Below are 20,630 nucleotides of genomic sequence, written 5' to 3'. Positions count from 1 at the left end.
CACACTCCCAGTCGCACACCACCACCCCCCCCCCCCAGCGGTCGGCCCGGCCCCCCACAGCCCCACCCCGGGGGGGGGGCCGCCCGCCGCCCGCCCCACCCCTGTCGAAGCGCTTCGACAGGCCTCTGGACAGTTCACGCGCGCCCCCCATAGGGTCGGTGGGCGATCCGCGTCGAAGCGGTTCACCGCATCCGAAGCGGTTCACCGCCGGCCGCTCAAGCAGCTCAGGCAGCTCAGTGGGAGGAGCGCTCCATGGTCACCCTAGCCGAGGTAGCCAAGCACGCCGGGGTCTCGGCCAGCACGGTCAGCTATGTGCTCAGCGGCAAGCGCTCGATCTCCCGGGGCACCCGCGAGCGCGTGGAGCGCAGCATCGAACAGCTCGGCTACCACCCGAACGCGGGCGCCCGCGCCCTGGCCAGCGCCAAGTCGAACGTCATCGCGCTGATGATGCCGCTGCGCACCGACATGTACGTGCCGGTGATGATGGAGATCGCCCTCGCGGTCACCACGACGGCCCGGACCTACGGCTACGACGTCCTGCTCCTCACCGGCGCGGAGGGCCCGGCCGCGGTGCGCCGCGTCACCGGCAGCGGCATCGCCGACGCGATGATCCTCATGGACGTCGAACTCGACGACGAGCGGCTGCCGTTGCTGCGGGCCAGCGACCGGCCCGCCGTCCTCATCGGCCTGCCCGCCGACCCCGAGGGTCTGACCTGTGTGGACCTCGACTTCGCGGCGACGGGCGCGCTGTGCGCCGAGCACCTGGCCGGGCTCGGCCACCGCGACGTCGCCGTCATCGGCGAGGCGCCCGCCGTGTACGAACGCCACACCGGCTTCGCCGAGCGCACCCTGGACGGACTCCGCGCCCGTGCGCGGGAGTTGGAGCTGCGGCTGCTGCACCGCCCCAGCGACGGCGGTTACGACGCGCTGGCCACGACGCTCTCCCGCATCTTCGACGAGCGCCCCGGCACCACGGGCTTCGTCGTCCAGAACGAGTCGGCCGTGGAACCCCTGCTCGCGCTCCTTCGCCAGCAGGGCCGCGCGGTCCCCGAGGACGTCTCAGTGGTGGCGATCTGCCCCGACCAGGTCGCGGTCGGGGCATCGGTGCGGCTCACCTCGGTCTCCATCCCCGCGCAGGAGATGGGGCGCCGGGCGGTGGAGCGGACCGTCGCGAAGCTGGAGGCCCGCGGCACGGACGGCGTGGAACTCCTCGCCCCCGCACTCACGGTGCGGGCGAGCACGGGCCCCGTCCCTCACTTCGTGCCGAGGTAGTAACTCACCTGCGGCGGCTGGTTGTAGCCGACATTTTGCCAGGCGACGCCGAGCCGGTAGACCGGGTCGTGCATCAGGGTCGGCAGGCGGTGCTCGGTGGGGTGCGGGGTGGTGTACAGGCGCAGTGACGTCGAGTCCGCGGTGCGCCAGATCATCTCCTCGCGCCAGTCGCCGAGCAGGTCGGCGGCGAGCACCGGATTGCCCTTGGTCCAGTTGTTGGAGCGGGCCTCGGTGTCCGACCAGATCCGGGTGAGCTCGCTGTCGCCGTCGTACTTGAGGATCTGGCCGTAGCCGGTCCCCGCACTGCCCGACCAGCGGTGGTCGAGGAGTTCGCGGTGGGCGTCGCCGTCCCACCAGATCGCCGCGTTGTACGAGGCCCCGCCGCCGAAGGACGGCACGGTGTCGCTGATCCTCGTGCCGTCGGCGGCGTAGAGACCGCCGCCGCTCGACCAGCACTCCGCGCCCGCGTGCGCCCGCGTCAGGTCGGCGCAGAGACCGCGGCCCACGTCGGTGCCGGTCCTGGCGCCCCACAGGATGCGGCCGGTCCGCGCGTCGTGCATCTCGTAGCCGTACGCCGCGTCCTTGTGCTCGTGCACGTTGAAGGACTCCAGGCCGGGGCGGGCCGGGTCGAGGTCGCCGACGTGCAGGGCGTCGCCGTGGCCGAGCTCGGTGGTCCACAGTCCGCCGCCGTCGTCGTCCACGGCCATGGCGCCGTAGACGATCTCGTCCTTGCCGTCGCCGTCCACGTCGGCGACCGCGAGGTTGTGGTTGCCCTGCCGGTCGTAGCCCTTGCCGACGTTGGTGGAGCTGTTGCTGTCGAACTTCCAGCGGCGGGTCAGATCGGTGCCGTTCCAGTCGTACGCGGCGAGCGCCACGCGTTCGTAGATGCCCCGGCTGAAGATCATGCTGGGCCGGGAGCCGCTGACGTACGCGGTTGCGGAGAGCAGTCTGCCCTCCCGGTTGCCCCAGGTGTCGCCCCAGTCGGAGACCTTGCCGCGGGCGGGTTCGAAGGGCACGGAGTCCAGCACCCTGCCGGTGCGCCCGTCGAAGACGGACAGGAACTCCGGGCCGGACAGCACGCCGCAGTTGTCGTCCAGGTGCGAGGCGTTCGCGTCGCCGATGACCGTGCCCTCGGAGTCCTTCGAGCCGTCGGAGGTCCGCACGGCCATCTCCGCCCTGCCGTCGCCGTCGTAGTCGTACACCTGGAAGGAGTCGTAGTGCGAACCGCTGCGCACGTTCGTGCCGAGGTTCACGCGCCACAGCCGCTTGCCGGTCAGCTCGTACGCGTCGTAGACCGTCGGGCCGGTGCACGTACCGGAGTTGGCGGAGTCCGTGGCGTTCGACGGGGCCCACTTGAGGACCAGTTCGTACTGTCCGTCGCCGTCCAGGTCGGCGGCCGACGCGTCGTTGGCGGAGTAGGTGTAGGCGACGCCGTCGCGGGTGGTGCCGCCCGGCGGCTTGTCGAGCGGGATGTCGCGGCGGCCCGCGGCCCACACCGACGCCTGCTCGCCGGGCCGCTCGACGCCGTTCACGACGGCCCGGATCTCGTAGACGGCGGATGAAGTGCCGCCGGTGTCCAGGAAGTTGGTCTTCGTCGTCTCCTCGATCAGGGTGCCTCCCCGGTAGAGCCTGAAGGAGATGCCCGCGGGGTCGTCGCCGGCCAGCCGCCAGGTGACCAGGACGCCGCCGCTCGCGGGGACGGCCACCAGGCCGCGGTCGAGCCGCTCGGCCACGCGGCTCGCGGCGCGTGCGTCGGCCTCGGTGCCGGTCGGGGCGGCGGGTGGGACGGTGCCCGTACCGCCGGTCAGGAGCGCGGCGAGCGCCGCCGCGATGAGTATCGTGGGCATGGCGATCAGCTGCCCGAGACGGTCAGCGAGTTCGTCCTGAAGTCCAGGCCGCCGGCCGATCCGCTGATCTCGTAGCCGAACTGCACGTCACCGATCGTCTCGTTGCCCATCCAGCCCTTGGTGTTCTTGATCCACTTGAGGATCGGGAGGATGTCCACGGTGCCGGCGGACGAGTCGGAGGTGCGCAGGAACGAGAAGACCTCGTTGTGGCCGTTGCTGCCCTTGTAGACGTTCCAGGTGTGGCCGCCGCGCGTGACGGTGCCCTGCGGGGTGCCGAGCGGGCCGACGTTGCCGTGGTGGTTGACCCACAGCATGATCTCGTAGTCGTAGTCGGTGTCCCAGATGTCGTACGAGGAGTTGTAGTCGCCGGCCGAAGGGACCGTGACGTTGTACGAACTCTTCAGCGACGACAGCGAGTCGACCGGCTTGCCGATCACCTTCTTGGAGTTGGGGTACGACTTGATGCCGCCGGTGTTCGGGTGGTCGGCGCGCACCTGCCACTTCGTGCCGGAGTCGGCGGAGACGCACTGGCTGCCCGCGCCCGAGCCCCAGATGTTGTTGTAGAGGGTGTAGCCGTTCAGGGTGGTGTTGCCCCACTGCTCGCAGCTGCTCCACACGGCGGCCTGGGCAGGGGCGGAGGTGAGCCCGACGGCCACGCCCGCGGCCAGGGCGGGGGCGAGGAGCAGACGGGTCACGGTGGCGCGGCGGGTGTGTCGTCCCATGGTGTTCTCTCCAGGGTGGGGGGATGGTTGCCGCGGGCTCAGGCCGAGCCCGCGGGTCGTGCGTCCTCACGCAGTACGGCCACGCCGTGCCGGCCGAGCGTGACCGTGCCGTCGGCCGGTTCGCCGGTCAGCAGGTCGCGGTGCCGGCCCGGTACGGTCACGGTCACCTCGGTGCGGCCGTGGTGCAGGAGGAAGAGCAGGTCACCGCGGCGTACGGCCTCGACTCCGTGGGGGAGGCCGGGGAGCGGAGGCCGTACGCCGGCTTCGGTGGCCGCGCGGACCAGCAGGCCGCGCAGGGCGTCGGGGGCGGGCAGCGTGGACACGTACCGGGCGCGGCCGTGGCGCAGCACCGCGGGCAGTCCGTCGAGCTCGCCGCCCCGGTACGCTGCGGCTGTCTCGGCCGCGTCGTCGGCCGTCAGCTCCTCGGACCAGAGGGTGCCGGTGAACTCCCCGCAGTCCACGTTCTCGCCGGCGTCCAGCGGCCACCACTCGTGGAGGGTGCGGATGCCGAGCAGGGCGCGCAGCCGCGCGTCCATTCCGCCGGGCCGCACCCGGTCGTCCCCGTCGGCCACTCCGGTGAAGAAGCCGCAGACGAGCGTGCCGCCCTCGCGGACGTAGGCGACGAGCCCGTCGATCGCGGTGTCGGTGAGGAGGTAGAGGTGCGGCACGACGACCATGCGGTACGCCGACAGGTCGTGCTCCGGATGGGCGAAGTCGGCCGGGAGGTTCGCCTCCCACAGGGCGCGGTGCCAGGCGCGGAGGAGTTCCGCGTGGTCGAGCAGGGAGGAGGGGCGGCCGTCCTGCTGCCCCGCCCACCACGCGTCCCAGTCGTGCAGGACCGCCACCTCGGCGGTCACGTGGGTGCCCGCCACCTCCGGCCCCAGCGCGCGCAGTTCGGCCCCGATCCTGCTGACCTCCTGGAAGGTGCGGCCCTCCTCGCCCGCGTGGCTCAGCATCCCCGAGTGGAACTTCTCCGCGCCCTGCCGGGACTGCCGCCACTGGAAGTAGCAGACGGCGTCGGCGCCGCGCGCCACGGCCTGCCAGGTCCAGAGCCGGTTGAGCCCGGCAGGCTTGGGGTGGTTCACGCCGCGCCAGTTGACGGGGCCCGCGGCCTGCTCCATCAGCATCCACGGCCCGCCGCCCGCCTGCGACCGCGTCAGATCCTGGACCAGCGCCCCGTACTGGCCGCCCAGCGGGTCCCTCGGGTCGGGGTACAGGTCCACCGACACCACGTCCTCCTCCGCGGCCCACTTCCAGCCGTCCTGGCCCTGCCACAGAGGCATGAAGTTGGTGGTGACCGGGAGGTGCGGGGTGTGCGCGCGGACGATGTCGCGTTCGGCGGCGTAGCACTCAAGCAGGGCGTCGGACGTGAAGCGCTTGAAGTCGAGCACCTGCGTCGGGTTCTTCATGTAGTGGGCGCGGCGGGGCGGCAGGATCTCCTCCCAGGCGTCGTAGCTCTGCCCCCAGAACGCCGACCCCCACGCGGAGTTGAGTGCGGCCAGGCTGCCGTACCGCTCCCTGAGCCAGCGGCGGAACGCGGTCGCCGACTCGTCGCCCCAGTCGGAGGTGCAGTATTCGTTGTTGATGTGCCACATGGTGAGCGCGGGGTGGTGCGCGTACCGGGCGGCCAGGTCCTCGGTGATCGCGGCCGCGTAGCGGCGGTAGGCGGCGCTGGAGTGCGCGAAGTGCTGGCGTGAGCCCCACCACTCGACGTTGCTGTCCTCGTCGCGCGGCAGCGTCTCGGGGTGCAGCCGGCCGAGCCAGGGCGGGGGAGCGGAGGTCGGGGTGGCGAGGACGACGCCGATGCCGTGCTCGTGCATGAGGTCCATCAGCCGGTCCAGCCAGCCGAACTCGCGCACGCCGGGCCGGGGTTCGAGCTTCGCCCAGGAGAAGACACCGAGGGTGACAGTGGTGACGCCGGCTTCTTTCATCAGCCGGACGTCGTCCTGCCAGACCTCCTCGGGCCACTGCTCGGGGTTGTAGTCGCCGCCGAAGAGGATCCGGCCGCGGGTGACGTCCTGGAGGGAAGGCATCGGTGTGGTCAGCCCTTCACTGCGCCGGTGAGCATGCCCTGCTTGAAATGCCGCTGCACGAACGGCGAGAGCACGGCCACGGGGATCAGCGCGAGCACCATCACGGCCATCTGGATGGCGAGCGGCGACAGGTGGCCCGTGTTGATGGCCTGGCTCAGACCGGTCGGCTTCTGCTGCTTGAGGACCAGCTGCTGCATGACGTTCTGCAGCGGCATCATGTCCGGGTCGCTGAGGTAGATCGACGCGTTGAACCACGCGCTCCAGTAGCCCACCGCGTAGAACAGGGTGATCACCGCGAGGACCGCGCGCGACAGGGGCATGACGATGCGCCACAGGATGCGCAGGTCCCCGGCCCCGTCGATGCGGGCGCTCTCGACCAGCTCCTGCGCCGTGCCCATGAAGAATGCGCGCAGCACGAGGATGTTGAACACGTTCACGGCGCTCGGCAGGATCAGGGAGAGATACGTGTCGGTGAGGCCGAGGCCCTGCACCACCAGATACGTGGGGATGAGGCCGGCGCCGAAGAACATCGTCGCGACGATCACCAGCAGGATCGGCCGGTGCAGCACGGACCCGGGGCGCGACAGGCCGTACGCGCACAGGACCGACACCACCATGCTGAACAGCGTCCCGACGACCGTGACGCCCACGCTGACCAGCGCGGCCCGCGACACCTGACCGCCGCTGAGCAGCTCCTGGTAGTGGATGAACGTGACACCCCGCGGGACCACCACGAGGCCGCCCGTCTCGGTGATCGTCCGCACTGAGGAGAGGCTGGTGACGACCACCACCCACACCGGGAAGAGCACGGCGAGGCAGACCAGTGTCAGGGTCACGCCCTTGGTGGCGAGCCCGGCCCGGGTCGGCGGCTCCTCCCACACCGGGCGCAGGCCGGACCTGCTGCCCGGCTTGATGCCGAAGTTCAGTACGTCGAGGGAACTCACCGCTTGTACACCCCCTGCTCGCCCATGACGTGGGCGGCCTTGTTGGCCCCGAGCACCAGCAGCAGGCCGAGGACGCCCTTCACGATGCCGATCGCCGCGCCGTAGCCGAAGTTGCCGTTGTCGAGGCCGGTGTTCCACACGTACGTGTCCAGGACCTCGGAGGCCCCGGCACCCACCGCGGTGCGCTGCAGGAGGATCTGCTCGAAGCCGACCGTGAGCGCGTTGCCGACCTGGAGGACCAGGAGCAGGGCGACGACCGGGCGCAGCGCGGGGAGCTGGATGTGCCACATGCGGCGCCAGCGGTTCGCGCCGTCCATCGCCGCGGCCTCGTACAGGTCGGGGCTGACGGCGGCGAGCGCGGCGAGGAAGACGATGACGCCCCAGCCCGCGTCCTTCCAGATCATCTCGAAGGTCAGCAGGAACTTGAACAGGCCCGGGTCGGTCATCAGGTCGAAGCCGTCGTGGCCGTGGTCCCGCAGCACCTGTGCGACCAGGCCCGCCCCGCCGAACATCTGCTGGAAGACGGTGATGACGAGGACCCAGGAGAAGAAGTGCGGCAGGTACAGGATCGCCTGCGCCACCGCCCGCACGCGCGGGCGCACGAAGCTGTTGACGAACAGCGCGAGCGCGATCGGCACCGGGAAGAACAGCGTCAGCTGGATCGCGAAGATGGCGAGGGTGTTCCTGACCGCCTGCCAGAACAGCCGGTCGTCCACCATGTGCCGGAAGTGCTCGAAGCCGATCCACGGACTCTGCGACATCGCCTGGAACGCGTTGTCCGCGATGTACGGGTCGTAGTCCTGGAACGCGACGATGTTGCCCAGCAGCGGGACGTAGTTGAAGACGAGGAGCAGCAGCAGCGCGGGCAGCACCATCAGGAGCAGGACGCGGTCGCGGCGCAGCCGGTGCCGGAGCGGGACGCGCGCCTGGCGCGCCTTCACCGGCCGGGGCGGGGGCGGCTCCGGTGGGGGCGCGGTGGCCTTGCCGGGGGCGGCGGGGCGCGCGTCGGTCGTACCGTGCGCCATGTCAGGACGCCGATCCGCCGGACTCGTCGAGCAGCTTCTTGTACCAGTCGCGCAGCTTGTCGCCGCCGCCCGACTTCCAGTCCGACGCCGCCCGCTGCATGTCGGAGACCTTCTTGCGGCCGCGCACGATGTCCTTCTCCAGGTCCTCGAACTCGGCGTTCAGCTCGGTGTACCGGGTCGGCTCGATGATCATCATGCCGTGGAAGAGGGGCTTCTTCGCGTGCGCGCCCTGGCGCTGCTGCCAGCCGACCATGCCCTCGGTGACGTCCGGCAGGTCGGGATAGGCGACGAAGGGCGCGGGCGACGCCAGGTACTCGTACGTCGAGAAGACCTCGTTGTTGCCCTTGCCGTTCTTGGTGAGGACACCGTCGTCGTACGTGTGGTGGACGCCCTCGACGCCGTACATCCGCAGCCGCTGCTCCTTGGAGCCGTAGGGCGCGGCGGTGAAGTTGGCGAGGGCGAGGATGTCGCGGACCGTCTTCTCGTCGGCCTTCTCGCTGATGAACGTCCAGATGTCGGCGGGCGGGCGCTGGTAGAGGGTGGGTGCTCCGCCGTCGGGGGCGAAGTAGTCGAACGCCTCCATGCGGAACTTCTTGTCGTCGACGCGCTGCACGGCTGCCTTGCCGTACCAGTCGGACAGGTCCTGGCAGTACATCCAGACCTTGCCGGCGGCGCACAGGTCGCCGATGCTGCCGGTCTCGGCCTTCGCGTCGGGGTGCACGAAGCCCGCCGAGTAGAGCTTGCGCGACCACTCAAGGGCTTCCAGGTACTCGTCGGTCTCGTAGCGGTTGACGAGCTTGCCGTCGACGAGCTTCCAGTAGTACGGCTTCTCGGGCAGTACGCCGAAGATGTGCCAGGCCGCCCATGTCATGTCGCCGCACGCCCACACCCTGCTCTTCGGGGCGTTGAGCTGCTTGCACAGGTCGTAGAACTCCTGCGCGCTGGCCGGCGCCTCGATGCCCTCCTTCGCGAAGAGGTCGGTGCGGTAGAAGGGCGCGATGTTCGGGGTGGTGGGGGCGGGCATCGGCAGGCCGCGGAGCTTGCCGCCGAAGACCGAGCGCTGCCAGGCGCCGGTGGGGATCGCCGCGAGGTTCGGGTACTCCTTGACCTTGTCGCCGCTCAGGTAGGGGCCGAGGTCGGCGAACTTGTTGGCGATGGCGCTCGGTATCTTGCCGGTCAGCTCCCAGCCGGGCACGACCACGGCGTCCGGCACGCGGCTGGAGGCGAGGACCGCGCCCAGCTTCTGGCCGTACGTGTCGCCCTGCTGGTTCTGCCAGGTGACGCGGACGCCGGCGGCCTTGTCCATCGCCGTCCAGTACGGGTTCCCCTGCTTGGGGACGTTGCCCCAGATGGGGGCCATGACGGTGAACCGGCCGCCCTTGCCGAGCTTCTCCGGCACCGACACCTTGAGCTCGGCCGCGGGCAGGGCCTTGGTGAAACCCGCGGCCGAGCCGTTCTTGGCCGGGATGTCCGGCGCGGCGACGTCCGAGGCGACGTACGCGGGCAGCAGGTCCTTGAGCTTCTTCCCCGTCGTGGTGCCCTCGTTCTTCGAACCGCTGCCGCCGCACGCCGCGAGCAGCGGGGCACCGCCCGCCAGGGCGAGCGCGGCGAGCCCGGAGGAGGCGAGGAAGCCCCTGCGGCTCGTACCGGCCCTCGGGGAGGGGGAGTTCGGCGTCATTGCGTCAACCCTTCGTGGCGCGGGGACTCGAAACCCATGTCGAAGCGCTTCGATTTCGGAGCGAGATTAGGTGAAGGGGAGGGGAGGGACAAGGCTTCGGAACTGAATTCGTCGGCGAGGCCTGTAAGTTGGCGGGCCCGGCTGCCGAGAGAGGTAGGGGATCTGCTGAGCGGGGCCCCGGGTCGTTCCCTTGACATGGACGGTACCGAGCGCAGAGCATCGAAGCGCTTCGAAGGAGCCCGTCGCCCGCCCGGAGGACCCTGACGTGACCGAGAACCCGCCGCCGTTCCGCGACCCCGGCCTGCCGCCGGACAAGCGGGTGGACGACCTCCTCGCACGGCTGACGCTCGACGAACGCGTCGCGCTCCTGCACCAGTTCACGCCCGCGGTCGAGCGGCTCGGCATCGCCGCGTTCCGCACCGGACAGGAAGCTCTGCACGGCGTCGCCTGGATGGGTCCCGCAACCGTCTTCCCGCAGGCCGTCGGGCTGGGCGCGACCTGGAACGACGACCTGCTGCGGCGCGTCGGCGAGGCCGTCGGCACCGAGGCGCGGGCCATGCGCACACGGGACGACCGCGTCGGCCTCAACCTCTGGGCGCCCACCGTCAACCTCCTGCGCCACCCGCTGTGGGGCAGGAACGAGGAGGGGTACGCCGAGGACCCCCACCTCACCTCGGCCCTCGCCGTCGCCTACACGCGCGGCCTGCGCGGCGACCACCCCACGCGATGGCGTACCGCCCCCGTCCTCAAGCACTGGCTCGCCCACAACAACGAGACGCACCGCGACACGTCGAACTCCTCCGTGCGCCCGCGCGTCCTGCACGAGTACGACCTGCGGGCCTTCCGCGCCGCCGTCGAGGCGGGCGCGGTCGCCGGCGTGATGCCCGCCTACAACCTGGTCAACGGCCGCCCCAACCACGTATCGCCCCACCTGCGCGAGCAGTTGCGCCGCTGGACCGACGAGGAGCTGCTCGTCTGCTCCGACGCGGGCGCGCCCAGCAACCTCGTCGACTCCGAGAAGTACTTCGACACCCACGAGGAGGCCATCGCCGCCGCGCTCCTCGCGGGCGTGGACAGCTTCACCGACCACGGCACCGATTCGACAGTCACCGTCGGCCGCCTCCAACGCGCGTTGCAGCTGGGGCTTTTGACTGAGGCGGACATCGACGCGGCGGTGCGCAGGCAGCTGTCCGTGCGGCTGCGGCTCGGCGAGTTCGACCCGGACGGCGGCCCGTACGGGACCGCCTCCGCGGACGACATCGACACGCCCGCCCACCGCGAACTCGCCCTGGCCGCAGCCGAACAGGCCGTCGTCCTGCTCAAGAACGACGACGGCCTGCTCCCGCTCCCCGAAGGCACCCGGATCGCGGTCGTCGGACTGCTCGCCGACGAGTGCAAGACCGACTGGTACAGCGGCACCCTGATCCATCGCAGCACCGTCCTCGACGGGTTGCGCGAGCGCTTCGGCGCCGACCGCGTCGTCTTCGCCGAGGGCGCGGACCGCGTACGCCTGAAGTGTGCGGCGGGCTGGCTGCGGGTGCCGCCGCCGGCCCCTTCGGGCCCGTCCGGCCGGGCGCCGGACGCCACCGGCGCCCTCGACCCCGCTCTGCTCGCGGGCCGCACCGACCTGCCGCCGCTGACCGTCTGCGGCGACCTGGCCGACGCCACCGAGTTCGCCCTCGTCGACTGGGGCGACGGGGCATGGACCCTGCGGGCGGCCGACGGGCGCTACCTCTCGGTCGCCGAGGACGGCTTCGTGCGCGCCTCGGCGGACCGGCCGGGCGGCTGGGTCGTACAGGAGACGTTCGGCCTTGTCGAGCACGGGGGCGGGCGCGAGGGCGGGCGCGGCGGCGGGCACCGGGGCGGACTCCTCATCAAGCACACGGGGACGGGTGGGTACGTCTCTGTCGCCGCCGGTGCCGTGAAAGTTGCCGCGGATGGGGAACTTTTCAGCGTCGAGGTGCTGGAGCGCGGCGAGGACGCCGTGGCCCGGGCCGCCGCCGACGCGGACGCCGTGGTCGTCGTCGCCGGGAACGACCCGCACATCAACGGCCGCGAGACCCAGGACCGCACGACCCTCGCCCTGCCGCCCCACCAGGAGCGGCTGTGGCGCGCGGCCCGCGCCGCCAACCCGCGCACCGCGCTGGTGCTCACCTCCTCCTACCCGTACGCGGTCGCCGACGCGCACGCGGAACTGCCCGCGCTGCTGTGGACCGCGCACGGCGGACAGGCCGCCGGCACCGCGCTCGCCCGCGTCCTCGCCGGCGACGTCTCCCCGGCCGGACGCCTCCCGCAGACCTGGTACGCCGCCGACGCCCACCTGCCGGACCTGCTCGACTACGACATCATCGGCTCGCGCCAGACGTACCTGTACGCGGACCGGCACGCCGCTGACCGCCGCCCGCTGTACCCCTTCGGGCACGGCCTGAGCTACTCCGCCTTCACGTACGGAAACCTCACGGCCGCACGCGAAGGCGATGTGGTGCGGGCCGCGTTCACCGTCACCAACACCGGGTCCTTCGACGCGGACGAGGTGGCGCAGCTCTACGTACGCCCGCCCCGCGACGCCGCGGCGGGCCTCACCCTGCCGGACCGGCAACTCGTCGCCCACCGCCGCGTGCACCTCGCAGCGGGGGCAGCATGTCGACTGGAATTCGAACTGCCCCTGCGTGACATGGAGTTCTGGGACGTGCGGCACGACCGCTGGGCCCTGGCGCCCGGCGCGTACGAACTGATCGCCGGGGCCTCCAGCGAGGACATCCGACTCACCGCGCCCGTCGATCCCGGCGGAGCCCCGGTCGCCGCCAGGCCGACGCGGAGGGACGGCCTGGCGGCGACCGGCTACGACACGCAGTCCGGCACCGAGATCGTCGACCGCACGAGGACGACGGGTGACGCGGTGCGCGCCGTGGGCGACGGCACCGGCGAACTGCTCTTCTGCGACTGCGACTTCGGGCCCGGAGTGCGCGGCGTCTCGGTCGAGGCCGCGGGCGAGGGCGCCGTCGACCTCATCGCGGGCAGCACGGCGACCACCGTGACGGTCCCGCCGACGGGCGGGAGGTACGACTACGCCCCCCACGGCGCGGTCTTCGCCGCCTCCGGGGTGCGTGACCTGCGCGTGCGCCTGCGCGGGGCCGTCCGGCTCGCACGGATCACCTTCACGGCCGGCGGAGAGGGCGAGGGCACGGCATGAGGTTCACCGACGGTTTCTGGCTGATGCGGGACGGGGTGCACGCCTCGTACGCCACCGACGTGCGCGAAGTGCGGGAGCACGACGGCGGCTTCACCGCCTACGCCGCCGTCAAACCGGTGCGCGAGCGCGGCGACACCCTCAACTCGCCCCTGATCACGGTCGAGTGCTTCTCGCCCGCCGAAGGGGTGATCGGCGTCCGGACGACCCATCACGCGGGGAAGGCCCACCACGGCCCGGACTTCACCCTCTTCGCCAGCGAGGGCGCGGCGGCCGCGGAGGAGGTGCCCCGCGTCCGCCGGGGCGGCACCGTCACCGAACTCACCAGCGGCCCCCTCACCCTCCGCCTGGACAGTGAGGGGCCCTGGGGCCTGGAGTTCCTGGACGGCGAAGGGAAACCCCTCACCGCCGTCGAGCGGCGCGGCACCGCCTTCGCCACCACCCCCGACGGCGCCCACCACATGATCGGACAACTCGCCCTGGGCGTGGGCGAGTTCATCTACGGGCTCGGCGAGCGCTTCACCCCGTACGTCAAGAACGGCCAGAGCGTCGACATCTGGCAGGCCGACGGCGGCACCAGCAGCGAGCAGGCCTACAAGAACATCCCCTTCCACCTCTCCTCGCGCGGCTACGGCGTCTTCGTCAACCACCCCGGCAAGGTCTCGTACGAGATCGGCTCCGAGTCCGTCGGCCAGCTCCAGTTCAGCGTCGAGGACCAGTCCCTTGAGTACTACGTCATCGCGGGCCCCACCCCCAAGGACGTCCTGCGCCGCTACACCGCCCTCACCGGCCGGCCCGCCCTGCCGCCCGCCTGGTCCTTCGGCCTCTGGCTCACCACCTCCTTCTGCACGCCCTACGACGAGGAGACCGTCGCCGGGTTCGTCGACGGCATGGCGGAGCGCGACATCCCGCTCAGCGTCTTCCACTTCGACTGCTTCTGGATGCGCGAACACCAGTGGACCGACTTCCAGTGGGACCCGGACGTCTTCCCCGACCCGGAGGGCATGCTGCGCAGACTCCGCGAGCGCGGACTCAAGGTCAGCATCTGGATCAATCCCTACATCGCCCAGAAGTCCCCGCTGTTCGCCGAGGCCGCCGCCGAGGGCTTCCTCGTGCGGCGCCCGAACGGCGACATCTGGCAGTGGGACCTGTGGCAGCCCGGCATGGCGCTCGTCGACTTCACCCACCCCGGCGCCCGCGCCTGGTACGCGGCCAAGCTGCGCGCCCTGCTCGACCAGGGCGTCGACTGCTTCAAGACCGACTTCGGCGAGCGCGTGCCCACGGACGTGGTCTGGCACGACGGCTCCGACCCGCACCGCATGCACAACTACTACGCGCAGCTCTACAACAGCACCGTCTTCGAGCTCCTGGAGAAGGAGCGCGGCACCGGCGAAGCGGTCCTCTTCGCGCGCTCCGCGACCGCCGGCGGCCAGCAGTTCCCCGTGCACTGGGGCGGCGACTGCTTCGCCTCGCTGGGCGCCATGGCCGAGTCGCTGCGCGGCGGCCTGTCCCTCTCGCTGAGCGGCTTCGGGTTCTGGAGCCACGACATCGGCGGCTTCGAGGGCACCCCGGACCCGGCGGTCTTCAAACGCTGGCTCGCCTTCGGCCTGCTCTCCTCGCACAGCCGCCTGCACGGCAACGTCTCCTACCGGGTGCCGTGGGCGTTCGGCGAGGAAGCCGTCGACGTGGCACGGAAGTTCACCCGCCTCAAGCACCGCCTGATGCCCTACCTGTACGCCGCGGCCGCCGAGGCCCACCACGACGGCGTGCCCGTGATGCGCCCGATGCTCCTGGAGTTCCCCGACGACCCGGCCTGCCGCACCCTCGACCGGCAGTACATGCTCGGCCCCGACCTGCTGGTCGCCCCCGTCTTCAGCGCGGCGGGCGACGTCGAGTTCTACCTCCCCGAAGGCACCTGGACACACCTCCTGACCGGCGAGGCCGTCCAGGGCCCCGGCTGGCGGCGCGAGACCCACGGATTCGACAGCCTGCCGCTGTACGTGCGGCCCGGCGCCCTGCTCCCGCTGGGCGCCGACGACCAGCGGCCCGACGGCGACTGGCTCGACGGCCTGACCCTGCTCGTCGCCCCGGGAGCGGCGCCCCGGACCGAGATCACCGTCCCCGACCACGAGGGCAGGACCGCGGCGGTCTTCCGCGCGACGCGGCACACCACCGGGGTGCGCGTCCTCGCGTCCGGCTCCCGGCGGCCCTTCCGGGTGCGGACGGTCGACGGGCGCGCGACGGCCGAGGGAGTGGGGGAGGTGGTCCTGCCCGATGCCCGCACGGACGGAGGGGCCGGTTAGAGTGCCCGCCTCCACCGCGACGACGGAAGATCTCGCGGCGCAGGCGGAAGAGAGGCCCCCCATGACACCGGTCGCGCACGACGCGGCCGCCGAGTTCCACGCCTTCTTCGAGCGGCACTACGCCGAACTCGCCCGCCTCGCCCATCTGCTGACCGGCGAGGCCGACGGCGCTGACGACCTGGCGGCCGACGCGCTCCTCGCCCTCTGGCACCGCTGGGACCGGGTGCGGGCCGCGGACCACCCGGCCGCGTACGCCAGGGGCGTCGTCGCGAACATGGCGCGCAGCCGCATCCGCAGCGCCGTGCGCGAGCGGCGCCGCATCACGCTCTTCTGGTCGGGCCGCGACGAGGACGTCGCGGACCCCGACATACCGGCCGTCGTCGACGTGCGGGACGCGCTGCGCGCGCTGCCCTTCCGCAAGCGGGCCTGCGTGGTCCTGCGGCACGCCTTCGACCTCTCGGAGAAGGACACCGCACTGGCCCTCGGGGTCTCGGTGGGTACGGTGAAGAGCCAGACATCGAAGGGAATGGCTGAGCTGCAACGACGCCTCGGCCCGCACCCCGCCCTCGCACGGGTGCGCGCGGTCACGGCGGACACGGGGAGTAGCTCATGAGGGACGACGGACACGACGACGGCGTGCGCGGGAAGCTGCGCGGCGCGGCGCAGGCGCACCGGCCCGACCGGGAGCGGATGCGGGCCCGTATCGAACGCGGCATGGCCGAGGGCAAGCGGCCGGAGCGGCGCTCGAAGGCCACCCGCCGGGCGGCCGGTGCCTCCTGGCTGCGCGTGGTGAGCGCGACCGCCGCGGTGGCGGGCGTCTGCGCGGTCGTCGGGTACGGAGTGGCCGCCGCCTTGCGGGACGACGAACCGGCCCGGCAGTCCGTGGCGACGAGCACCTCGCCCGAGCCGCCGACGGCGACACCGGACCCGGACCGCACCCCCGACGCGCCGACCCGCCGGCCCAGCGGCACGCCGAAGAGCGTGCCCGCGGATCGCCTCCTGTGGGCCGACGGCTCGATCGACCCCGGCTCCAGCACGTACTGGTCGCAGAGCGACATCACCATCAAGGCGAAGAAGCCGCTGACCGCGCTCACCGTCGAGGTGCGCGTCGCAGGCAGCGGCAAGGTCGCCGACACCGGCAACTGGCGCTCCCTGCCCGAGGACGACTTCGCCGTTTCGGTCGCGGAGCGGGACGGCTTCCTCGTCTACCGCTGGACGCTCAGACCGGGGAAGACCGTGCCCGTCGGCGAACACGTCTTCGCCGGGCAGTTCGACCACCCGGCGGGCAAACGCGACGCGGGCGACGACACATACGAGGTCCATGCGGGCACATCGGACGAACGGACCCTCTGGCGGGGCGATTTCGCCTGAGCCCGGCACACGACTTCGCAGAAATTTCCGGTACGGCGGCAACCCATTCCCGGTCGGCGGAGACCACAGAGCGAAGAAGCTCTCCCCCCACGCACGAGGAATGGGACACATGACACCACGAGCTGAACTGCGCAAGGGCCGCAAGCGGCGCCTGACCAAGCGCCGCGCCATCGGCGCGGTGACCGCCGCACTGGCCCTCACGGGTGCCGGGGTCGCGACGAACGTCATGCTGTCGCCCGCGGGCGCGGCCACCACGGCCGCGGCCTGGCCGGAGGCCAGGGGCCAGGCCCCCACGGCCAAGACCATCGAGGTCTCCGGCACCCGCGACGGCGGCCTCAAGCGCTACTACGGCACCGGTGACCTGGGCGGCGACGGCCAGGACGAGGGCCAGGACCCGATCTTCAAGCTGAAGGACGGCGCGGTCCTCAAGAACGTCATCATCGGCTCGCCCGCCGCGGACGGCATCCACTGCCAGGGCAGCTGCACCCTGGAGAACGTGTGGTGGGAGGACGTCGGCGAGGACGCCGCCACCTTCAAGGGCACCTCGGCGAGCTCGACGTACACCGTCCACGGCGGTGGCGCGCGGAAGGCCGACGACAAGGTCCTCCAGTTCAACGGCGCCGGCAAACTGGTCGTGACCAAGTTCCAGGTCTCCGACTTCGGCAAGCTGGTGCGCTCCTGCGGCAACTGCTCCAAGCAGTACAAGCGGTCGATCATCATCAACGACGTGGACGTCACCGCGCCCGGCAAGTCCATCGTCGGCATCAACACCAACTACGGCGACACGGCCGCTCTGCGCAACGTCCGCATCCACGGCGACAGCAGCAAGAAGATCTCCACGTGCGACCGGTTCACCGGCAACAACACCGGTGACGAGCCGACCAAGACCGGCTCGGGCCCCGACGGCACGTACTGCAAGTTCACGGCCGCGGACATCAGCTACCAGTAGGACCCAGCGGGATGTAGCAGGACGTACGGCGTGTGCAAGGAGAGCGCCCCCTCCCGCGGGGGCGCTCTTCTCCGTGCCCGCCGCTACTGCCCGGCGAGGCCCGTGTGCGCAACTCCCGCCACGATCTGCCGCTGGAAGAAGACGAACACGACGATCAGCGGCAGCCCCGCCATCAGGCCGCCCGCCATCAGCTGCGCCCACTGGATGCCGTAGGAGTTCATGACCGTTGCGATGCCGTTCGGCATGGTCATCAGCTCGGGGTTGTTGGTCACCATGTACGGCCACAGGAAGTTGTTCCAGGAGCCGATGAAGGTGAAGATGCCGACCGCCGACAGTGAGGGGCGGGCCAGCGGCAGCACGATGGTGAAGAAGATCCGCCACCGCCCCGCGCCGTCGCAGAACGCCGCCTCCTCCAGCTCCTTCGGGATGCCCTGGAAGAACTTGTAGAGGATGTAGACCATCGCGGCGGGCGCGCACTGCGGCAGGATCATGCCCCAGTACGTGTCGACCATCCCCAGCGACTGGACCGTGCTGAACAGCGGGACGCCGAGGACCGCGGGGGAGATCATCAGGCCCGCCATGACGAGGCCCATCAGCGCGCCCTTGCCGCGGAACTCGGTGCGCGCGAAGCCGTAGCCCGCGAGGGCGCCGGTCAGCACGACGACGAAGGTGACGCAGACCGAGACGACGACCGAGTTCACGAACCAGTTCGTGATGTTTCCGGTCTCGAAGATGCTCCGCCAGGCCTGGGCCGTCCACTCCTCGGGCAGCCACTTGACCGGCACGGCGACGGCCTCGGACTCCGACTTGAACGAGGTGAACAGGGTCCAGAAGAGCGGCGCGGTCATCACCGCGGAGACCAGCAGGCCGAGGGCGGTCAGGACGATCTGGCTGGGCCGCCACCCGCGGCGCGCGCCCGCGACGGCTTTGGTGGCGGTACTCACTGGACGCCCTCCTCGCGCTTGCGCAGCAGCCACATGCGGCCCAGCGCGATGACCGCGATCATCAGGAAGAACAGGATCGAGATCGCGGAGGCGTAGCCCACGCGGTAGCTGGTGAAGCCCTGTTCGAGCGTGTACTGGACCATGGTCCGGGTCGATTCCTCCGGTCCGGGGCCGAACTCGTACATCACCACGATCTGGTCGAAGACCTGCAGCGAGGCGAGGATCTGCAGTGCCACGACCAGGCCCGTGATGGAGCGCAGCATGGGCAGGGTGATGTGCACGGTCTTGTGCCAGGCGTTCGCGCCGTCCAGCGCGGCGGCCTCGTACAGGTGCCGCGGGATGTTCTGCAGCGCGGCGAGGTAGAGGAGGAAGCTGAAGCCGACGGTCCACCAGAGGGTGGCGACGACGACGGCGGTCATCGCCGTGTCCTTCTGGGTGAGCCAGGCCGACTCCATGCCGAAGACGTGGTCGAGCAGGCCGGTGTCCGGGTTGAACATCCAGCGCCACATGTTGCCGACGACGGTCGACGGCAGCAGGAAGGGCGCGAAGAAGCAGAGCCGCCACAGCCACTTGGCGTGCTCGATGTGGTGCGCGAGCAGCGCCAGCAGCAGGGCGACGAGCACGATGCAGGGCACCACGAGCAGCGTGAAGTACGCGCTGTGGCCGAGCGAGTCCCACACCAGGGGGTCCTGGAGCGCCTCGGAGTAGTTGTCGAAGCCCACGAAGCGGGCGCCGTCGCCGGAGATGTTGGCGTCGGTGAAGCTCAGCCACACGCCGCGCAGCACGGGCACGATCACGAAGAGCAGGAAGAGCAGCAGGAACGGCGCCACGAACCAGCCGCCGTGCTGGAAGCCGCCGCCGGCACGGGCCCGCTCGCCGCGTTCGGCGGTGGTGCGGACGGCCGGTGGTCCGGTGGTGGCCGGGGCGGTGGCCTCGGCGCTGGTCGTGGTCATGCCGCGCCTCCCTCGGCCGCGGTTCTGCCTTCCATGGGGTTCTTCATCTCCAGGAGCTTCTCCAGGACGCCGCGCATCCGGCGGGCCGCCGCGGCGGGTTTGGCCGAGCCGAGGTTGGAGGAGACGACGACCGGGCCGATGCGCTGCGCGAGCGTTCCGGTGGAGCCCGCGAACCAGGCCTCCGGTTCGAGGGCGAGCTGGTCCATCACCGGGACGTACTCGGACTGCGGGTGCAGCTTCCGGTACGCGGCGGTCTTCAGGGTCGGCAGGTGGGCGGGGATGTGGCCGCCGCGCGCCCAGTCCGCGCCGTGCCGCACGATGTACGCGGCCAGGCGGTGCGCGGCGTCGTTGGCGGGGCCGCCGCGGCCGGTCTGGCGCGGCAGCACGAAGCAGTGCGACTCGGCCTGGGTGGCGGGCCGGCCGAAGAGCGCCGGCATGGGGGTGGCCCCGTACTTCAGTTCCGCCCCCGAGTAGACCGGCACGGACCAGCCGCCCTCCCAGACGAAGGCGCCGCCGTTGATGAAGTGCTCGGCGTCGGGGGCGCCCGTGGTGGCGTAGCCGTCGACGATGTGGCGGCGCAGGAACTCCAGGATCTCCACGGCCTTGTCCTCGTCGAACGTGACGTCGGTGAGGCCCGGGTCGTAGTAGGTGCCGCCGGCCTGCGCGTAGAACGACATGAAGAACCACCAGGTGTGGTTCTGGTTCGACGCGTGCAGGCCCAGGGTCTGCACGCCCGGTTTCACCGCCTTCCTGGCGGCCTTGAGCCCGTCGAACCACTCGTCGACGGAGGTGAACGGGACGAGGTTCCCGTCGTCCCCGATGAGCCCGGCCTTCTCGCAGACGTCCTTGCGGTAGAAGTTCAGCTGCGGGTGGATGTCGAGGGGGACGGCGTAGAGCTTCCCTTCGACGACGGACCGTTTCCACAGGGCGGGGTTGAAGTCCTCCTGCCGTACGCCGTACCGGGCGAGGAGCTCCACGTCGAAGGGGTCGAGCAGCCGCTCGGGGGCGAAGCCCGTGAGCCGTCCCAGGTGCAGCACGCCGAGCTCGGGGGCGCGGTTGCCGGAGGCGGCCATGGCGAGCTTCGTGTAGTACGGATTGCCCCAGAGCAGCGTCGAGTCCAGCACGTCGACGCCGGGGTTCGCCCGCCGGAAGGCGTCCAGCATCGCGATCATGTTCACGCCGTCGCCGCCGCTGAACAGGTTCCAGTAGCGGAGCCGCGCGTCCGCACCGGAGGTCAGCGCGGAGGCGCTGCGGTTCGCGGCGGCGAGACCGAAGCTGCCCGCGACGGCGAGTGCTCCGAGCCCGCCGAGCACACCGCGGCGGCTCGGGAGGGAGGGGGACATGACGCCTCTCTTCTCTCATGGCTGTTCGGTATATCGAATGGTGATCGCAACTTCGA

15 protein-coding genes are annotated in these 20,630 nt (G+C 71.2%); 6 read left to right on the top strand and 9 right to left on the bottom strand.

Annotation, left to right across the window (positions count from 1 at the left end):
• Nucleotides 1-252: 252 nt before the first annotated feature.
• Entirely contained in the window at nt 253-1,272 is a 1,020-nt protein-coding gene (locus AB0H82_RS16320; protein WP_362993110.1) for a LacI family DNA-binding transcriptional regulator, read from the top strand.
• On the opposite strand, the gene AB0H82_RS16315 is transcribed toward AB0H82_RS16320, so the two are convergent.
• The 6 genes from AB0H82_RS16315 to AB0H82_RS16290 are packed head-to-tail and all read right to left on the bottom strand — an operon-like array spanning nt 1,254 to nt 9,521.
• Nucleotides 1,254-3,119 carry a rhamnogalacturonan lyase gene (locus tag AB0H82_RS16315; protein ID WP_362993108.1) on the bottom strand — a complete coding sequence of 622 codons (1,866 nt, stop codon included), beginning with the start codon at nt 3,117-3,119 and terminating at the stop codon, nt 1,254-1,256. The genes AB0H82_RS16320 and AB0H82_RS16315 overlap by 19 nt on opposite strands.
• Nucleotides 3,120-3,124: 5 nt before the next feature.
• On the bottom strand, nt 3,125-3,841 hold the full coding sequence (locus AB0H82_RS16310) for a hypothetical protein (protein WP_362993106.1): 717 nt from the start codon (nt 3,839-3,841) through the stop codon (nt 3,125-3,127).
• 38 nt (nt 3,842-3,879) lie between these two features.
• Nucleotides 3,880-5,874: a beta-galactosidase gene (locus AB0H82_RS16305; RefSeq protein WP_362993104.1), complete on the bottom strand. Its 1,995-nt coding sequence runs from the start codon at nt 5,872-5,874 to the stop codon at nt 3,880-3,882.
• 8 nt (nt 5,875-5,882) lie between these two features.
• Complete coding sequence (locus AB0H82_RS16300) at nt 5,883-6,818, bottom strand: carbohydrate ABC transporter permease (protein ID WP_362993102.1); 936 nt, start codon at nt 6,816-6,818, stop codon at nt 5,883-5,885.
• On the bottom strand, nt 6,815-7,843 hold the full coding sequence (locus AB0H82_RS16295; RefSeq protein ID WP_362993100.1) for an ABC transporter permease subunit: 1,029 nt from the start codon (nt 7,841-7,843) through the stop codon (nt 6,815-6,817). The genes AB0H82_RS16300 and AB0H82_RS16295 overlap by 4 nt, the downstream gene beginning before the upstream one ends.
• A 1-nt stretch (nt 7,844) precedes the next feature.
• Entirely contained in the window at nt 7,845-9,521 is a 1,677-nt protein-coding gene (locus AB0H82_RS16290; protein WP_362993098.1) for an extracellular solute-binding protein, read from the bottom strand.
• Between the two features lie 265 nt (nt 9,522-9,786).
• Between AB0H82_RS16290 and AB0H82_RS16285 the strand changes: the two genes are divergently transcribed.
• From AB0H82_RS16285 to AB0H82_RS16265, 5 genes are all read left to right on the top strand, one after another.
• On the top strand, nt 9,787-12,714 hold the full coding sequence (locus tag AB0H82_RS16285) for a glycoside hydrolase family 3 C-terminal domain-containing protein (RefSeq protein ID WP_362993096.1): 2,928 nt from the start codon (nt 9,787-9,789) through the stop codon (nt 12,712-12,714).
• Nucleotides 12,711-15,014: an alpha-xylosidase gene (gene yicI / locus AB0H82_RS16280; RefSeq protein WP_362993094.1), complete on the top strand. Its 2,304-nt coding sequence runs from the start codon at nt 12,711-12,713 to the stop codon at nt 15,012-15,014. Before AB0H82_RS16285 ends, yicI begins: the two co-directional genes overlap by 4 nt.
• Nucleotides 15,015-15,075: 61 nt before the next feature.
• Nucleotides 15,076-15,627, top strand: a complete 552-nt coding sequence (locus AB0H82_RS16275; protein ID WP_362993091.1) for a SigE family RNA polymerase sigma factor — start codon at nt 15,076-15,078, stop codon at nt 15,625-15,627.
• On the top strand, nt 15,624-16,385 hold the full coding sequence (locus AB0H82_RS16270; protein ID WP_362993089.1) for a hypothetical protein: 762 nt from the start codon (nt 15,624-15,626) through the stop codon (nt 16,383-16,385). The genes AB0H82_RS16275 and AB0H82_RS16270 overlap by 4 nt, the downstream gene beginning before the upstream one ends.
• Before the next feature lie 109 nt (nt 16,386-16,494).
• Entirely contained in the window at nt 16,495-17,334 is an 840-nt protein-coding gene (locus tag AB0H82_RS16265) for a pectate lyase (protein WP_362993087.1), read from the top strand.
• Between the two features lie 83 nt (nt 17,335-17,417).
• Here AB0H82_RS16265 and AB0H82_RS16260 read toward each other — a convergent pair whose 3' ends face one another.
• The 3 genes from AB0H82_RS16260 to AB0H82_RS16250 are packed head-to-tail and all read right to left on the bottom strand — an operon-like array spanning nt 17,418 to nt 20,574.
• The gene (locus AB0H82_RS16260) at nt 17,418-18,278 is read right to left on the bottom strand and encodes a carbohydrate ABC transporter permease (RefSeq protein ID WP_362993085.1); all 861 of its coding nucleotides are present in this window, start codon (nt 18,276-18,278) and stop codon (nt 17,418-17,420) included.
• Complete coding sequence (locus tag AB0H82_RS16255) at nt 18,275-19,231, bottom strand: sugar ABC transporter permease (RefSeq protein ID WP_362993083.1); 957 nt, start codon at nt 19,229-19,231, stop codon at nt 18,275-18,277. The genes AB0H82_RS16260 and AB0H82_RS16255 overlap by 4 nt, the downstream gene beginning before the upstream one ends.
• Nucleotides 19,228-20,574 carry an extracellular solute-binding protein gene (locus AB0H82_RS16250; RefSeq protein ID WP_362993081.1) on the bottom strand — a complete coding sequence of 449 codons (1,347 nt, stop codon included), beginning with the start codon at nt 20,572-20,574 and terminating at the stop codon, nt 19,228-19,230. The genes AB0H82_RS16255 and AB0H82_RS16250 overlap by 4 nt, the downstream gene beginning before the upstream one ends.
• Nucleotides 20,575-20,630: the final 56 nt, after the last annotated feature.

This window comes from Streptomyces sp. NPDC050732 (assembly GCF_040654255.1).
GTDB lineage: Bacteria > Actinomycetota > Actinomycetes > Streptomycetales > Streptomycetaceae > Streptomyces.
Note: the sequence above shows the minus strand (reverse complement) of the source record. Positions and strands in the feature narration are given on the sequence as shown.

Coding starts and splice junctions, on each gene's coding strand:
- AB0H82_RS16320 (WP_362993110.1), top strand. CDS start 253: ATGGTCACCCTAGCCGAGGTAGCCAAGCACGCCGGGGTCTCGGCCAGC.
- AB0H82_RS16315 (WP_362993108.1), bottom strand. CDS start 3,119: ATGCCCACGATACTCATCGCGGCGGCGCTCGCCGCGCTCCTGACCGGC.
- AB0H82_RS16310 (WP_362993106.1), bottom strand. CDS start 3,841: ATGGGACGACACACCCGCCGCGCCACCGTGACCCGTCTGCTCCTCGCC.
- AB0H82_RS16305 (WP_362993104.1), bottom strand. CDS start 5,874: ATGCCTTCCCTCCAGGACGTCACCCGCGGCCGGATCCTCTTCGGCGGC.
- AB0H82_RS16295 (WP_362993100.1), bottom strand. CDS start 7,843: ATGGCGCACGGTACGACCGACGCGCGCCCCGCCGCCCCCGGCAAGGCC.
- AB0H82_RS16290 (WP_362993098.1), bottom strand. CDS start 9,521: ATGACGCCGAACTCCCCCTCCCCGAGGGCCGGTACGAGCCGCAGGGGC.
- yicI (WP_362993094.1), top strand. CDS start 12,711: ATGAGGTTCACCGACGGTTTCTGGCTGATGCGGGACGGGGTGCACGCC.
- AB0H82_RS16275 (WP_362993091.1), top strand. CDS start 15,076: ATGACACCGGTCGCGCACGACGCGGCCGCCGAGTTCCACGCCTTCTTC.
- AB0H82_RS16270 (WP_362993089.1), top strand. CDS start 15,624: ATGAGGGACGACGGACACGACGACGGCGTGCGCGGGAAGCTGCGCGGC.
- AB0H82_RS16265 (WP_362993087.1), top strand. CDS start 16,495: ATGACACCACGAGCTGAACTGCGCAAGGGCCGCAAGCGGCGCCTGACC.
- AB0H82_RS16255 (WP_362993083.1), bottom strand. CDS start 19,231: ATGACCACGACCAGCGCCGAGGCCACCGCCCCGGCCACCACCGGACCA.
- AB0H82_RS16250 (WP_362993081.1), bottom strand. CDS start 20,574: ATGTCCCCCTCCCTCCCGAGCCGCCGCGGTGTGCTCGGCGGGCTCGGA.